The organism is Caulobacter sp. (assembly GCF_017744445.1).
GTDB lineage: Bacteria > Pseudomonadota > Alphaproteobacteria > Caulobacterales > Caulobacteraceae > Caulobacter.
The window spans coordinates 24141-39638 of record NZ_JAGIBH010000004.1; the positions used below are offsets into that span (position 1 = coordinate 24141).

15 protein-coding genes are annotated in these 15498 nt (G+C 68.2%); 7 read left to right on the plus strand and 8 right to left on the minus strand.

All coding sequences use genetic code 11. From position 1 onward, the window contains the following. Positions 1-178: 178 nt before the first annotated feature. Entirely contained in the window at positions 179-520 is a 342-nt protein-coding gene (locus J7528_RS06840; RefSeq protein ID WP_291872191.1) for a DUF559 domain-containing protein, read from the minus strand. Positions 521-657: 137 nt separating this feature from the next. Further along, the gene (locus J7528_RS06845; protein WP_291872192.1) at positions 658-828 is read right to left on the minus strand and encodes a hypothetical protein; all 171 of its coding nucleotides are present in this window, start codon (positions 826-828) and stop codon (positions 658-660) included. Between the two features lie 165 nt (positions 829-993). On the opposite strand from J7528_RS06845, the gene topA reads away from it, so the two are divergent. The 3 genes from topA (at position 994) to rnr (ending at position 6586) form a co-directional block, all read left to right on the plus strand. After that, positions 994-3690, plus strand: a complete 2697-nt coding sequence (gene topA / locus J7528_RS06850; RefSeq protein ID WP_291872193.1) for a type I DNA topoisomerase — start codon at positions 994-996, stop codon at positions 3688-3690. Positions 3691-3727: 37 nt separating this feature from the next. Then, the gene (locus J7528_RS06855) at positions 3728-4102 is read left to right on the plus strand and encodes a hypothetical protein (RefSeq protein ID WP_291872194.1); all 375 of its coding nucleotides are present in this window, start codon (positions 3728-3730) and stop codon (positions 4100-4102) included. A 201-nt stretch (positions 4103-4303) separates the two neighbouring features. After that, positions 4304-6586 carry a ribonuclease R gene (gene rnr, locus J7528_RS06860; protein ID WP_291872195.1) on the plus strand — a complete coding sequence of 761 codons (2283 nt, stop codon included), beginning with the start codon at positions 4304-4306 and terminating at the stop codon, positions 6584-6586. Here rnr and J7528_RS06865 read toward each other — a convergent pair whose 3' ends face one another. After that, the gene (locus J7528_RS06865) at positions 6587-7573 is read right to left on the minus strand and encodes an SGNH/GDSL hydrolase family protein (RefSeq protein ID WP_291872196.1); all 987 of its coding nucleotides are present in this window, start codon (positions 7571-7573) and stop codon (positions 6587-6589) included. Positions 7574-7627: 54 nt separating this feature from the next. Here J7528_RS06865 and J7528_RS06870 point away from each other — a divergent pair, with 54 nt between their 5' ends. Continuing rightward, entirely contained in the window at positions 7628-8776 is a 1149-nt protein-coding gene (locus J7528_RS06870; protein WP_291872197.1) for an aminotransferase class I/II-fold pyridoxal phosphate-dependent enzyme, read from the plus strand. Positions 8777-8906: 130 nt separating this feature from the next. Here the strand turns inward: J7528_RS06870 and J7528_RS06875 are convergent, their stop codons facing one another. Beyond that, a complete protein-coding gene (locus tag J7528_RS06875; RefSeq protein WP_291872198.1) occupies positions 8907-10205 on the minus strand; it encodes an amidohydrolase in 1299 nt (432 codons plus the stop codon). A gap of 302 nt (positions 10206-10507) precedes the next feature. On the opposite strand from J7528_RS06875, the gene J7528_RS06880 reads away from it, so the two are divergent. From J7528_RS06880 to rpmG, 3 genes are all read left to right on the plus strand, one after another. Beyond that, entirely contained in the window at positions 10508-11236 is a 729-nt protein-coding gene (locus J7528_RS06880) for an NUDIX hydrolase (RefSeq protein ID WP_291872199.1), read from the plus strand. 29 nt (positions 11237-11265) lie between these two features. After that, positions 11266-11727, plus strand: coding sequence for a DUF6265 family protein (locus J7528_RS06885; RefSeq protein ID WP_291872200.1), 462 nt, complete (start codon positions 11266-11268; stop codon positions 11725-11727). Positions 11728-11808: 81 nt separating this feature from the next. Further along, entirely contained in the window at positions 11809-11976 is a 168-nt protein-coding gene (rpmG, locus tag J7528_RS06890) for a 50S ribosomal protein L33 (RefSeq protein WP_010920317.1), read from the plus strand. Between the two features lie 71 nt (positions 11977-12047). On the opposite strand, the gene J7528_RS06895 is transcribed toward rpmG, so the two are convergent. The 4 genes from J7528_RS06895 to J7528_RS06910 all read right to left on the minus strand — a co-directional run bounded on the left by J7528_RS06895 (position 12048) and on the right by J7528_RS06910 (position 15474). Further along, positions 12048-12227, minus strand: coding sequence for a hypothetical protein (locus J7528_RS06895; protein WP_291872201.1), 180 nt, complete (start codon positions 12225-12227; stop codon positions 12048-12050). 172 nt (positions 12228-12399) lie between these two features. Then, positions 12400-13203, minus strand: a complete 804-nt coding sequence (locus tag J7528_RS06900) for an NTP transferase domain-containing protein (RefSeq protein WP_291872202.1) — start codon at positions 13201-13203, stop codon at positions 12400-12402. Beyond that, positions 13193-14236, minus strand: coding sequence for a hypothetical protein (locus J7528_RS06905; protein ID WP_291872203.1), 1044 nt, complete (start codon positions 14234-14236; stop codon positions 13193-13195). Before J7528_RS06905 ends, J7528_RS06900 begins: the two co-directional genes overlap by 11 nt. A 98-nt stretch (positions 14237-14334) precedes the next feature. Continuing rightward, positions 14335-15474 (minus strand): sugar-transfer associated ATP-grasp domain-containing protein, encoded by a 1140-nt coding sequence (locus J7528_RS06910; protein ID WP_291872204.1) that lies wholly within the window; start codon positions 15472-15474, stop codon positions 14335-14337. Between the last annotated feature and the right edge of the window lie 24 nt (positions 15475-15498).

Consider the following 15498-nt stretch of genomic DNA (forward strand, 5'->3'; position numbering starts at 1 on the left):
TGCCGGGTCGTCTCCAATGCGCCATCAGTCCGCCATGTCACAGGCCGAAAGCGCCGGCCCAAGACGCGACTTAGGCCACGCTCCCGCGTCAGGAACGTGGCGATTGGTAGAGCTTGAAAACACCCTCTCTCATAGAGAGAGGGAGGGGCCCGCCGCGCAGCGGTGGGAGGGTGAGTGGTTACGAGGTCGCCGAACGGAGCACCGCAAGAATGTCGTCCGCTGTTCCGCCAGGATCGGCCAGCACTCGCTCGTTACGGAATCTCAGAACCCGATAGCCGAAATGTTCCAGGATTTCCGTGCGGCGATTGCCGTAGTCTTCGCGACCATCGTGGACGGGGCCATCCAGCTCCACGATCAACTTCGCCGCCTCACATGCAAAGTCCGCAAAGTAGCGGTCGATGGCCACCTGCCGAACGAACTTGAACCCGCCCAGTCGGCGGTTGCGAACGAGAGACCAAAGGGCTTTCTCCGCCGAAGTCTGATCTCTACGCAGGCGACGAGCGGTGGCGGTCCTGTCCATAACGGATCATGGACACGGCCTCAGTGACCTCTCAACAATAGGATTCAGGATTTTTCGGTCAGTGGTGAAACCACTCACCCTCCCACCGCTTCGCGGCGGGCCCCTCCCTCTCTCTATGAGAGAGGGTTTCAGGAGTTCTAGACGCTGAGATCCACCAGCAGCCCCGTCCCGGCGGCCGGCGCGGCGCGCACGGCTTGCTTCAGCCGATCGGCGATTTCCGCGCGTTCGGCGTTCGAGGTCACGGCCTTGACGGGTTGGATCGGCGAGACATAGGCCTCGGTGGCGATCCGGTTGACGGTCAGGTCCATCGGGGTCCGGTCACAAAACGACGTCCCGATGCTCACACAACGGTCTTAACAAGCGGCTAAGCGCTGCCGTTTGTTTCAGGCCGCGTTGACAGACCCCCAGCCCGGCCCCACTTTCCCGGCGCTCGCCTCCAGGGCGATCCGCTTTACTTGAAGCCCAGAGTCAGAATGAACGTCGTCGTCGTCGAGAGCCCGGCCAAGGCCAAGACCATCAACAAGTACCTCGGGTCCGACTACACGGTTCTCGCCTCGTACGGTCACATCCGTGACTTGCCGTCCAAGGATGGCTCGGTCGAGCCGGACAACGACTTCGCCATGAGCTGGGAAGTCGACGCCAAGGCCAGCAAGCGCGTGGCCGACATCGTCGACGCCATGAAGAAGGCCGACCGCCTGATTCTGGCCACCGACCCGGATCGCGAAGGGGAAGCGATCAGCTGGCACGTCCTGGAAGTGCTGAACAAGAAGAAGGCGCTGAAGGACAAAGCCGTCCAGCGCGTCACCTTCAACGCCATCACCAAGACGTCCGTGCTGGAGGCCATGGCCAATCCGCGCGACGTCGACATGGAGCTGGTCGAGGCCTATCTGGCCCGCCGCGCCCTGGACTACCTGGTCGGCTTCACCCTATCGCCCGTCCTGTGGCGCAAGCTGCCGGGCAGCCGCTCGGCCGGCCGCGTGCAGTCGGTCTGCCTGCGCCTGATCGTCGACCGCGAGATCGAGATCGAGCGCTTCAAGACCCAGGAATACTGGAGCGTCGACGCCGACGTGTCGGCCGGGGCCGATCCGTTCACGGCCCGCCTGGTCAAGCACGAAGGCAAGAAGCTCACCAAGTTCGACCTGGCCAACGAGACCTCGGCCCTGGCGGCCAAGGCCGCGGTGACCAACGCCGTGTTCAAGGTCGCCGCCGTCGAGAAGAAACCGGGCAAGCGCTCGCCCGCCCCGCCCTTCACCACCTCGACCCTGCAGCAGGAAGCCGCCCGCAAGCTGGGTTTCTCGGCCCAGCGCACCATGCAGGCCGCCCAGAAGCTGTATGAAGGCATCGACATCGGCGGCGAGACCGTCGGTCTGATCACCTACATGCGGACCGACGGCGTGTCGGTCGAGCCGGAAGGCATCGCCGAGGCGCGCAGCGTGATCGGCAAGGTCTATGGCGACAACTTCGTCCCCGAGACGCCGCGCTACTACAAGGCCAAGGCCAAGAACGCCCAGGAGGCCCACGAAGCCATCCGCCCGACCAGCCTGAACCGCAATCCCGGCTCGCTGCGCCTGGAGGGTGACCTGGGCCGCCTGTACGAGCTGATCTGGAAGCGGATGATCGCCTCCCAGATGGAAAGCGCCCGCATCGAGCGCACCACGGTCGACCTGGAAAGCGCCGACGGCCAGACCGGCCTGCGCGCCACGGGTCAGGTCGTGCTCTTCCCCGGCTACCTGGCCGTCTATGAGGAAGGCCGCGACGACGAGGAAGGCGAGGACAGCGCCCGCCTGCCGATGATCGAGGAAGGCGCCAGCGCCAAGGTCATCGAGGCCCGCGCCGACCAGCACTTCACCGAACCGCCGCCGCGCTATTCGGAAGCCAGCCTGGTCAAGAAGATGGAAGAGCTGGGGATCGGCCGCCCGTCGACCTACGCCTCGGTCCTGACCGTGCTGCGCGACCGCGAATACGTGAAGATGGACAAGCAACGCTTCGTCCCCGAGGACAAGGGCCGCCTGGTCACCGCGTTCCTCGAGCAGTTCTTTAAGCGCTATGTCGAGTACGACTTTACCGCCGCGCTCGAAGAGCAGCTGGACCTGGTGTCGGACGGCAAGCTGGACTGGAAACAGTTCCTGCGCGACTTCTGGAAGGACTTCCACGCCGCCGTCGGCGAGATCGCCGAGCTGCGCACGACCAACGTTCTGGACGCCCTGAACGAGGCTCTGGGTCCGCACATTTTCCCCGACAAGGGCGATGGCTCGGATCCGCGCCTGTGCCCGACCTGCCATAGTGGCCAGCTGTCGCTGAAGACCGGCAAGTTCGGGGCCTTCATCGGCTGCTCGAACTATCCGGAGTGCCGTTACACTCGCCAGCTGGGCGTGTCGGAAGGCGATGGCGAGGCCGAGAGCGCCGACAAGGAACTGGGCCTGAACCCGGCCACCGGCCTGGCCGTGTGGCTGAAGAACGGCCGCTTTGGTCCCTATGTCGAGGAACTGGCCGCGCCGGACAGCGGCGAGAAGCCCAAGCGCTCGTCCCTGCCCAAGGGCTGGATCGCCTCGGCGATGGACCTGGAGAAGGCCCTGCGCCTGCTGTCGCTGCCGCGTGAAGTCGGCAAGCACCCGGACGACGGCAAGGTCATCACCGCGGGCCTGGGGCGCTTTGGGCCATTCGTGCTGCACGACGGCACCTACGCCAACCTGGAGAACGCCGACGAGGTGTTCGACGTTGGTTTGAACCGCGCCGTCGCCATCCTGGCCGACAAGCGCGCCGGCGGCGGACGTCCGCAACGCGCGGCCGCGGCGGCTCTGGCCGAGCTGGGCAATCACCCCGAGGACGGCAAGCCGGTGCGCGTGCTGTCGGGCCGCTTTGGCCCCTACATCAAGCACGGCGACACCAACGCCAACGTGCCCAAGGGCAAGGACCCGGCCTCCATCACCATGGAAGAGGCCGTGGCCCTGATCGCCGAGCGCGCCGCAAAGGGCGGTGGCAAGAAGCCGGCGAAGAAAGCTCCTGCCAAGAAGGCGGCCGCGAAGGCTGAAGGCGACGCGCCGGCCAAGAAGACGGCCGCGAAGAAGCCTGCCGCCAAGAAGGCCGCCGCGCCGAAGAAGACCGCTTCGAAGGCCAAGGCCGTCGAGACGACCGAGGACGGCGCAGCCCCCTGGGACGACGAAGGCTAATCTGTTCAGGCTGTAGGGAGGGGAGTACAGTTTCATCATGACGACGCTGGAACGTCCCCTGCCGCTGCATGTTGTGGTGTCCGCGCTGATCCTGTGCTGCGTGGGCGGCTTCGCCATGGGCCTGACCAACGCCATGAAGATCGACCGCGGCGGGGCTGAAACCTCCAAGCAGCCGCTGGCCGAGGTGTCGGGCGTGCCGGTCAAGGACGCCGCCCCCGCCCTCGCCTACGAACCGCCGCCGGTCGAGAAGCCCAAGCCCAAGGCCGTCGAGGTCGAGACCGCCGAGCAGGAAGCGCCGATCGCCGCCCCGGTCGTCGAAGCTCCGCCCTCGACGCCAACGCCCGCCGCCGCCCCGGCCGCGCCGAAGCCGGCCGAAGCGCCGCCGCCTCGGTCGATCGAGGATTTGTACTAGGGTCTTTTTCTCTCCGCCTCCCCGGCGAAAGCCGGGGCCCAGATCGAACCCACCGACGCCGCCATTCGTAGCTGGCGCTAAGGCGCATCCCTCCCAGACGCTCAAGCTGAATCTGGGCCCAGGCTTTCGCCGGGGAGACGGCGTTGGGGCATATCCATAGCCCACGTTTCCCTAAGCCGTGCGAACGCGGTAAGGCAGGACATGGCCAAACTTCGCCCGACCAAGACTTTCAAGCCCAAGCCTCCCGCCGGCCTGCCCGACAAAGACACGCTGATCGCGTTCCTGCGCGACGCCGGTGAGAGCGGCAAGGCCGACATCGCCCGGCACTTCGGCCTCAAAGGCGCTGATCGCCGCGCCCTGCGCGAGATGATCCGCGAGCTGGAGGCGCAAGGCGCGCTGGCCAAGCGCGGCCGCAAGGGCTTCGCCGAAGCCGGCTCCCTGCCCCCGGTCGGCGTGGCCGACGTGGTCGAGCGCGATGGCGACGGCGAGCTCTATGTGAAGCTGACCAAGTCCGACGACGACGTGCCGAACGTGCGCCTGGCCCCGTCCAAGGGCGAGGCCTCGGCCGGCGCGCCGGGCCTGGGCGACCGCCTGCTGGTCCGTTTCGAGCGGCTGGAGACCGGCGAGTTCGAGGCCAAGCTGATCAAGCGCCTGGGCCAGAGCGCTCACAAGGTGCTGGGCGTCATCCGCAAGCACCGCAAGGAAATCCGCGTCGAGCCGGTCGACCGTAAGTCCAAGGACAACCTAGTCCTGGATCCCAGCGTCGCCCACGACCTGAAGGACGGCGACCTCGTGATCGCCCAGGTCGGCACGTCGGCCGGCCGCTACGGTCCCAAGCCCGGCAAGGTGCTGGAGGTCGTGGGGACCGAGAACGATCCCCGCGCCGCCTCGCTGATCGCCATCCACAGCCACGGCATCCCGACCGGCTTCTCCGAAGAGGCCGAACGCGAGGCCAAGGCCGCCGTCGAGCCGACCCTGGCCGGGCGGGAGGACCTGCGGCATCTGCCGTTCGTGACCATCGACCCGGTGGACGCCCGCGACCACGACGACGCCGTCTTCGCCCATCTCGACGAGGACGCGACCAATGTCGGCGGCTGGGTGGTCTGGGTGGCCATCGCCGATGTCGCCGCCTACGTCCGCCCCGGCTCGGCCCTGGACCGCGACGCCCGCGAGAAGGGCAACAGCGTCTACTTCCCCGACCGCGTCGAGCCGATGCTGCCCGAGACCCTGTCGAACGGCCTGTGCTCCCTGCGTGAAAGCGAGAACCGCGCCACGCTGGCCGTGCGGATGGTGTTCGACAAGTCGGGCCGCAAGAAGGGCCACAAGTTTGTGCGCGGCCTGATGCGCTCGGCCGCCAAGCTCAGCTACGAGCAGGCCCAGAGCGCCATCGACGGCCAGCCGGACGATAAGAGCGGACCGCTGCTGGACCCGATCCTCAAGCCGCTGTGGGAAGCCTACCGGACGATGAAGATCGGCCGCGACGCCCGCTCGCCCCTGGCGATCGAGAGCGACGAGCGCCGCATCATCATCCGTGACGGCGAGATCGCCTCGATCACCAAGCGCGCGAGCCTGGAAGCCCACAAGCTGATCGAGGAAATGATGGTGCAGGCCAATGTCTGCGCCGCCGAGAGCCTGGAGGCCAAACGCTCGCCCCTGATCTACCGGGTGCACGACACGCCCAGCCTGGAGAAGGTGCAGAACCTCGCCGACTTCCTGCAGACCCTGGAGATCCGCTGGAACAAGGGCGAGGCCCCGCAGACCGCCCGGTTCAACAAGCTACTGGACGAGACGCGCGAGAGCCCGAATGCGGCGATCATCAACGAGGTGGTCCTGCGCACCCAGATGCAGGCCCACTACAGCAGCGACAATATCGGCCACTTCGGCCTGAACCTGGCCAAGTACGCCCACTTCACCAGCCCGATCCGGCGGTATGCCGACCTGATCGTGCACCGGGGCCTGATCCGGGCGCTGGGGCTGGGCGACGATGGCCTGACCGACCAGGACATCGCCCAGATCAAGGACACGGCCGAGGTCATCACCCACGCCGAGCGCCGGGCCATGGCCGCCGAGCGCGACGCTACCGACCGCTACATCGCCGCCTTCCTGGCCGACCGCGTCGGCGCCAGTTTCGAGGGCCGGATCACGGGCGTCACCCGCTTTGGCCTGTTCATCAAGCTGGCCGACACCGGCGCCGACGGCCTGGTCCCGGTCTCGACCCTGGGCGCGGAGTTCTTCATCCACGACGACAAGATGCACGCCCTGGTCGGCGAGCGGACCGGCAAGCGCTGGCCGCTGGGCATGGGCGTCGAGGTCAAGCTGGTCGAGGCCACGCCGGTGACCGGCGGCCTGCTGTTCGAGATGCTCAGCGAGCCGATGGCGCCGGATCCCAAAGCCCCACGTCCTCGCTTGGGCGCGCGGCGTCAGGCGGCGGTGAAGCCACGCGGCGGTCTGCCGAAAGGCGTCCGGCGCGGCAAGCGGCGGTAGCTAGTTGGCGCGGATCGCCGCCTCCAGGCGGTCCGCCATCATCTTCTGGTCCGCGATCGACGGGTGCCAGTGGCAGGCGCCGCGGTCCATGTCGGTGATCCGCACCGCCTTGGCGCCAGTGCGGTCGGCCACGTCCGCGACGTCCGCGGCGAAGGTGTCGCCGGCGATCAGGAACACCCGCGCACCGGGCCGGCTGGCCTTCAGGCCCTGGACGAAGGCCACATAGGTCTCGCGGTAGTCGTGACGCAGCGCCGCCTCGTCGGCCCAGGTCTCACCGGCGTGCAAGGGTGTGGAGAAGTCGTTGGTGCCCAGGCCCACGACCACGACGTCCGGCTTCCAGGGATCATTAGCGGCGATGCGCGGTTCGCCCTGGCCCGGGATAAGGCGCGGAAACAGCACCGGGAGCGGCTCGCCCGCCGCCGTGCCGTTGTAGTTCCGCACCACGCCCCGCCCCGAGAAGGCCTCGATGCGATAGTCGGCATCCAGGCGAGCGGCCAGGATCGGTCCGAAGGCCAGGCTGGTGTCGGTCAGGTCGTGAACCTGCTGTTCGCTGCAGTCGCGACTGGTCGAGCGCACGCCGTAGCCGACGGTGTGGGAGTCACCGATGAACTCGATGCGGCGCGGGCGCGAAGACGCCGGCAGCGCCCTGCCCTTCTCGACGAAGAAGCCTTCGAACCGCGCCGAGCCGGTCTGGCTCTCGGTCAGCTTGTCCAGCCGCACCACGTGCGCGCCCGGCCCCAGGTCGCCCAGCTTCAGGCGCGTCTCGCCGGGATTGGCCAGTTCCGCCTTGCGGACGCCGTCGACGCTGACCGCCAGGTGCTCGGCGCCGGGCTGGACCGCGATCTCGACCTCGGGGCCGGTGAAGCGGCCCTCGAAATAGACCCCCGGCCAGCCGAAGTCGTACGCGCCCTCCGGCGCGGGCGCCACGCGCCCCCCGATGTTCAAGGGTGTCTGGACGAGGGCGGCGGCGAGGAGAAGCGCGAGCATGTCCTCTTCTCAAGCGGGATGCGCGCCGCGTCAAACCCCGCTATGGCGTGAGGCATGCGCGCAGAGATCGAACCCTTCCACGCCATCGCCATCAGCCGCCTGGCTCACCAGTTGAAGGCCGAGGGGCGCTCGATCATCCACATGGAGTTCGGCCAGCCCTCGACGGGCGCGCCCAGCAAGGCGATCGCGGTGGCGCACCAGATCCTCGACGCCGAGGCCATGGGCTACTGGGAGAGCCCGCTGCTACGCGAACGGATCGCCCAGCGCTACCAGACCCTCTACGGCGTCACGGTCGAGCCCGAGCGGATCGTGCTGACCTGCGGGGCCTCGCCGGCCCTGGTCTTGGCGCTGTCCAGCGTGTTCACGCCCGGCGACCGCATCGCCCTGGCCCGCCCCGGTTATGTCGCCTATCGCAACAGCCTGAAGGCCCTGCATCTGGAGCCGGTCGAGATCGCCTGCGGACCGGAAGACCGTTTTCAGCTGACCGCCAAACACTTAGCCGAACTGGACCCCGCCCCCGCCGGCGTCATCGTCGCCAGCCCCGCCAACCCGACCGGCACGATCATCGCGCCCGAGGAGTTGGAGGCCATCGCCAAGGTCTGTCGCGAGCGCGGCATCCGCATCATCAGCGACGAGATCTATCACGGCCTGTCCTATACCGGCCGCACGCCCTCGATGCTGGAGTTCGCGCCCGACGCCCTGATCGTCAACAGCTTCAGCAAGTACTTCAGCATGGCCGGCTGGCGGCTGGGCTGGCTGCTGGCGCCGCTGGGCGAGGACCTGGACCGGGCGCGGGCCTATGTCGGCAACCTGTTCCTGACCGCGCCGTCGCTGTCCCAGCACGCGGGCCTGGCGGCCATGGACTGCATCGACGAGCTGGAAGCCCATATCGACGTCTACCGCGCCAACCGCCAGCTGATGCTGGACGCCCTGCCGGCCTTGGGGCTGCGCAAGATCGCGCCGCCGGATGGGGCCTTCTACATCTGGGCCGACATCGGGCACCTGACGGATGACTCGCTGGGGTTCTGCCAGCAGTTGCTGAAGGACACCGGCGTGGCGACCGCGCCCGGCGTCGACTTCGACCCGGTCGAGGGCAAGCACTTCATCCGCTTCAGCTTCGCGGTGTCGACGGCGGAGGTCGAGGAGGCCTTGCGGCGGGTGACGCCGTGGTTCGCGGCCCGCTCAGCACAGGCCCCCACCTGACCCGCTACGCGGGTCTGTCCGCCCCCAAGCGGGGCGGACAGCTCAGCCCCGCCCGCCGCGCCGGGCGCGTATCTCCCCCCCTTTGGGGGAGGGGGACCGGCGAAGCCGGTGGAGGGGCCAGCGCCGCCCCCTACTTCTTCTCCAGATAATCCAGCGCCATAAACACCTCCGCCTTCACCCCCGTCTCGAACACCGCCTCGTCCACGTCAAAGAACGGCGAGTGATTGGCCGGGGCCGTCGCCGCCGGCACGTCCGCCTTCCGCCCGCCCAGCTGCACGAACACCCCCGGGACCTTTTCGGCGTACATCGAGAAGTCCTCGGCCCCCGTCACCAGCGCCGCCTTGTCGTCCACCTTGCCCGGCGAGGCCTTTTCCAGGCTGGCCTTGACCCAGCCCGACAGCGCCGGGTCGTTGTAGGTCACCGGATAGGGCTGGCTGAACACCGCCTCGGCCTTGGCGCCGTAGCGGTCGCCGATGCTGGCCACGGCCTTCTGCACCTTGGCGACCAGGTCCTCGTGGCGCGCCTTGGAGAAGGTCCGCATGGTCCCCTCCATCTTCAGGTCCTCGGGGATGATGTTCTGGCGCATGCCCATGTTGATCACCGCGATGGTCACCACCGACGGCGAGGCTCCGACATCGACCTGGCGAGCGGCGATCTGGTTCATGGCCTGGATGATGTCGGCGGCGACGCTGGCCATGTCGACGCCGGCCCAAGGCCGCGCGCCGTGGGTCTGCTTGCCCTTCACCGTGATCGTCAGGCGGTCGGACGAGGCGTAGAAGCCCTCGGGGCGATAGTTCAGCTGATGCGCGTCACCGGGGCCGATATGGACGCCGAAGATCGCGTCGACCTTGGGCTGGTCCAGCGCCCCGTCGCGGATCATCAGCTTGGCGCCGCCCTCCTCGCCGGCCTGCGGGCCTTCCTCGGCGGGCTGGAAGATCAGGACGACCGTGCCCTTGATGTCCTTCTTCATGCCGGCCAGCACCGTGGCGGTCCCCAGCAGCATGGCCACGTGGGTGTCGTGACCACAGGCGTGCATGACGGGCACCGTGCGGCCCTCCCAGGTCGCCGTGACCTTGGAGGCGAACGGCAGGCCGGTCTTCTCCTCGACCGGCAGGGCGTCCATGTCGGCGCGCAGGGCCACCACCTTGCCGGGCTTGCCGCCCTTCAGGATGCCCACGACACCGGTCTTGCCGACGTTCTCGCGGACCTCGAAGCCCAGGGCCTTCAGTTCCTTGGCGATCAGGGCCGAGGTTCGGACCTCCTGGTTGCCCAGTTCGGGATGCTCGTGGATATCGCGCCGCCAGGCGATGACCTTGGGCTGCACGGCCTTGGCCGCCGCCTCGACCTGCGCCTTGGACGGCGCCGCCATCGCGGGCGCGCCAACCGCCAGGCCGGCGACCAGAGCCAGCGTCGAAATCCGTCCGATCATGGTGAGCCCCTCGAGAATAAGATGCGAGCTTGGGGCGCGTCTCGTCGGAGGGTCAAGCTCGCCTCCTCCCAACAACCAAAAACACCCGCCTTCCTCGCCCTTGTGGCGAGGACCCATGCGTCGGCTGGGCGCGGTATGAACGGCGCGCGCCGCCAGCGTGCCCCCCCCCCCGTCCCTCACCCTCTAAGCTGAACGATGGGCCCTAGGCACAAGGCCTAGGGAGGCAAGGTTGGGGAGAAGGATCCGGAATTGACGCCGCGTCGCCCTTTCCACCCAGTACGAACGGGATCAACCTCGCCGCCATGACCCTGCCGCCGATCGACGCCAAATTCGACACGATCAACGACGGCGCCGTGCGCGAGACCGGCGCGGCGATCACGCCCAAGCATGCGGCGACCGTGATCATCGTCCGCACCGACGGCCCCTCGCCGCGCCTCCTGATGGGCCGCAGGAACGGTGGCGTGGCCTTCATGCCCGACAAGTGGGTGTTCCCCGGTGGACGCATCGACCGGTGCGACTACGACGCCCCCAGCGCCAGCGAGCTGTCGCCCGACGTCGCCGCGCGCCTGAGCCTCGAGCCCCGCCACCCCAAGCCCGCGCGCCTGGCCCGCGCCCTGGCGCTGGCGGCCGTGCGCGAGACCTTCGAGGAGACGGGCCTCTTGCTGGCTAAGGAAGCCCCTGAGCGGCCCGGAGCAGGCCCCTGGCGGCCGTTCCTGGCCCAGGGCGCCCTGCCCGACTTGGCGCCGCTGTCCTTCGTGGCCCGCGCCATCACCCCGCCCTATCGCCCGCGCCGCTTCGACGCCCGTTTCTTCATGGCCCCGGCCGAGGCGCTGCTGTCCCTGGAGCGCCGCCCCGACTGCGGCGAGCTGGACGAGATCGCCTGGGTCGACTTCCAGGAGGCCATGGCGCTGGACCTGCCCAACATCACGCGCTTCGTGGTTCACGAGATCGGCCAGAGGTTGGCGGACACTGGACGACCGGCCCCCTTCATGCGTTTCCTGAACGGAAAGCGGCATCTGACCCACCTCTAAGTGGGTCCCTCGGGGGAGGAGATTCGCGAATGATCGGTTCGATTCTAGCTTTGGCATTGGCGGCGACGCCCGCCGCCCCTTCCGATATCGACAAGCTCGGCTTCATCGGCGGCTGCTGGACCCTGACCCGGCCCAACGGCGCCAAGATCGAGGAGCAGTGGCTGGCCCCGGCCGGCGGCGCGATGATCGGCATGAGTCGCACGGTCCGCGACGGCAAGCTGCGCGAGTTCGAGTTCATGCGCATCCTGCCCGCCAGCGACGGCAAGCTGCAGTACGTGGCGATTCCCTCCGGCCAGCCCGAGGCGGCCTTTCCGGTGAAGGCGATCGGCGACAACACCGTCACCTTCGAGAACCCGCAGCACGACTTCCCGCAGCGGATCCTTTACAGACTGGTGGACAAGGACACCCTGGTGGCCCGGATCGAGGGCTCCGTCGGGGGCCAGGCGCGCTCGGCGGACTTTCCTTACAAGCGGTGTCAGCCGAGCAATTGACTTTGGGCCGCCGATGAGTATGTTCCGCGCCTCTTATTTCCAACGCGCGGGAACCTGCGCGACCATCGCAGGGATTCGACCATGGCCAAACCGGCTTCCATCAAGATCCGCCTGAACTCGACGGCGGACACCGGCTTCTTCTACGTCACCAAGAAGAACGCCCGCACCAAGACCGAAAAGATGGTGCTGAAGAAGTACGATCCGGTCATCCGCAAGCACGTCGAATTCCGCGAAGGCAAGATCAAGTAAGATCGCTTCACGCGCTACGACACACGAAAACGCCCGGCTAGCGATAGCCGGGCGTTTTTGATTCTAGCTGTCTACCGGCCGATCCAGAGCCAGCGGAAGAACGCGAAGCTCCCCCACAGGACGGTCACGACCAGCAGCACCGGTCCTACGCAGACGGCGGCGAACGCGCCCAGCATCGCGGCGGTCGATAGTCCGCCCGACAGGTGCTGACTGGCCTGCGCGCCCAGCACGAACAGGACCACACAGGTCATAAGCCCCAGGACCAGCCACCCGGCCGGAAACGGATGCTTCTTGGCTCGAACTCTTGCTCTCATCACCACACGCCCTCCCGCATAGGATGTATGCTGAGCATGTGCGACAGGAATGTTCGAGGTCCTAAAAAAGCGACCTAACTATTTTTAACGATGTTCGATCGCTTGGTGATCAGGCGGCATTGGCGACCGCCCGCTTGGCCAGCAGCGTCTGGGCCACGCCGAAGGTGCGTTCGTTGTCCACGTCGATGGCATGGGCGCCGTCGGCCAGGACCACCGGCTCGACCTTGAGTCGGAAGCGGCGCCCCAGGCGCATCAGCGCGCCGCGCAGGCTCAGCCGCCCCATCAGCATCAGGGCCAGGTTGATCGGTCCCAGGGCCATTATCATCCGCATCGGCTTCTTGGCGAACTGCCCGCCGCTGCGGAAGCTCTCGGCCGCCGACGTCGCGGCCGGGCCGGCGAAGGCGTAGAGATTGCAGTTCGAATAGGCGTCGTCCCAGAACCTATAGAACCGCCGCTGGCCCTCCGGATGGGCCGCCAGCACCGAGGCCTGGGTGGCCATGGCCAGGGAGACGTCCGCGCCGTGCTCCAGGGCCGCCAGCACGTCCGTAACCGCACCCGGCGTCAGCAGGACGTTGTCGGCCGTGGTCACCAGGATCGGCATGTCGCCCACGCCCTCGACGGCGGCATAGACGCTGTCGGTCAGATTGTTGGCGGCCGGGACGTAGTCGATCAGCAGCCGGCCGCCATGAGGCAGCGCCGCGTCGATCAGCGGCGCGGTCTCGGGCTCGACCACGATGCGCAGGCGCGTCAGGCCGGGCGTGGCGGCCAGGGCGTCCACGACGTGGCGCACCAGCGGCGCGCCTTGGATCGGCACGAGGTTCTTGTTCACGACCCCGGCGGCCTCGGCCAGGGGATCCACCCGGCCCGGCCGCTGGCCGGCCAGGATCACGCCGACGAAGGGCTTAGGCAGCAACAAAGTCGAACGCCTTCTGCAGCAGGCCCTGGCGCTCCAGGCTCTCGGTCAGGATGGTCTCGATCAGCTGGGCATGGCTCCAGCCCATCTGCCGGGCGGCCATCGAGATGGTCTTCCTGGACCACAGATTGCAGTTCAGGTTCACTTCCAGGAACTGGACCTCGCCGGTCGCGATATCGAGGCGGAACTCGAAGCGGCCGTAGTCGAAAGGCATGAACTCGCGCATCATCTCGCGGGCGCGGGTCTCGGCGGTGCGCTGCAGGACGCCGGCCTCCAGCGGCCGGATCTCGTAGGCCTGGCCGCCGACCAGATTGCGCTTTTCCTGATAGGTGCGCAGCTGGGCCGGGTTGATCTGCTCGACGATCTGGGTCGGCAGGATGAAGGGCTCGCCGTTCAGGGTGATGGCCGAGACCTCGATGTCGTGGCCCTGGATGAACGGCTCGACGATGACGTCGTGGCCTTCGTCCTGGAGGGCGACCACCGCCTCGCGCACGCCCTCCCAGTCGAAGGCGTCGCCGACGCCCCAGCTGGCCGACGAGGCGTTGGGCTTGATCACGAAGTGGTCGCCGGGCGGCAGCAGGGCCGGGTCCAGCGGCGCGCCGCGGCGATAGACGGCCCAGGGCGCGGTCGGCACGCCGCGCGCCACGGCGGCGCGCTTGGTCAGGTGCTTGTCGTCCGACAGGCCGCGCAGGATCGGGCTGGCGCCCAGATACGGCAGGGCCAGGCGGTTGCACAGCAGCGGGACCAGCATCTCGGAATTCAGAAAGCCGGCGCGGTTCAGCAGCGGGAACACGAAGTCGACGTTCGGGCGCTCGAACAGCACGCTGTACTCGTCGGCGACCATCAGGTTGACCCCGATGTCCTCCAGGGTCTCACGCATCTCGCAGTGATAGACCGCGTGCGTGCCGTCCTCGGGATGCAGCTCGCCCCGCCCCTTGGCGTGCTTGGCGATCAGCATGATGCGTAGAGCGCGCTTGGCCTCGAGCGGAAGGCTTCGCGGCCCCTTAACATCGGTTTGGGCGAAACGGGTCATCGGTTGCCTCCCCAGGCCCGGCGACCTTTGGGCCCCTTACCCTCGGGTCGCTCCGGATGACGAGGTTCCGAGCCTAGGCGCCGCTCGTGACGGAGGCGCTACGGTTTCATGGCAAGATGATAAGCCAGCAAGGCGCCGTAGCGGCCGCCGCCCAGGCCCTGGCGAGCCGCGCGCTGGGGCATCAGCACGCCGGGCTTGCCGTTGCCCTCGATCAGCACCGGGCCGTCGGGGGTCAGGGCCACGTCCCAGCCGATCAGGGCGTAGTCGGAAAAGGCCTCGGCATGGGCGCGGCGCACCAGGCCCTTGGCGGCCGGCCAGTCGGGCAGCCGGCGGCCGATGATTGTCGCGCCGGTGACGGGGTGCACCGCGTGGTCGCCGCCGCCGTAGCCCTTGCAGGCCAGGCCCAGCGTGCCGATCGGCAGGTCCACCGCGCAGATCAGGCCGCCAGCCTTCATGTTGTCGACCCGCGCCCCGGCGACCGAGGCGAAGCGGAAGGTGGCGCTGACGGCCTCGGGCGCACCCACCTCGTCGACCATGGTCACGATCCGCACCGTCGGCAGGGCGTCCAGGGCCAGGCCCAGCAGCGAGGGATGCGGCAGAAGGCGGTCCTGGACCACGAACACGCCCCGGCCCTTGGGCAGCCGCGCGGTCAGGTCGGCCGCGTCCTTGACCTTCTCCAGCACCACGACGCCGTCGCCGCCCTCCCCGTCCGCCGGCTTGAGGACGAGATCGCGGCCGGCAGGGTCGGCCTTCAGCTCCACGCGGCCGTCGCGGACGATGGCCACTGTCCGGGGCGTGGGCAGGCTGGCCGCCTGGCAACGGACCTGGAACCGGGCCTTGTCGGCCAGAACGCAGCGCGCGGTCCAGCCCAGCGGGTTGATGCGCTTGTTCAGCGCCGCGTCTTCATAACGGCGAATGTAGTCGTCCAGCTGGCCCGGGTCGGTGATACGGAACAGAGCCAGGTCGTTGGGATCGGCGAAGCGGGCGCGGGCGATCTCGACGGCGCGGGTGCGCCAGGCGTCGTCCAGGCCGAACGTCTTCTGCACCTTGGTCGCGCGCCAGGGGATCCAGGCCTTGAAGGCCAGGCCCACCAGTGCGTCCAGCCCGGCCCGCAGCGGCCCACGCTTGGTTTGGCGGCGGGCGTAGTGCGCCGTCAGGCAGCGGGCCGAGACCGGCGCGGTGACGCCGGGATAGATCCCGTACGCCTTCTTGAGAAAGTAGAAGCGGTCGTAGCCCATGCGTTCCCCCGGGATGGGAAGGAC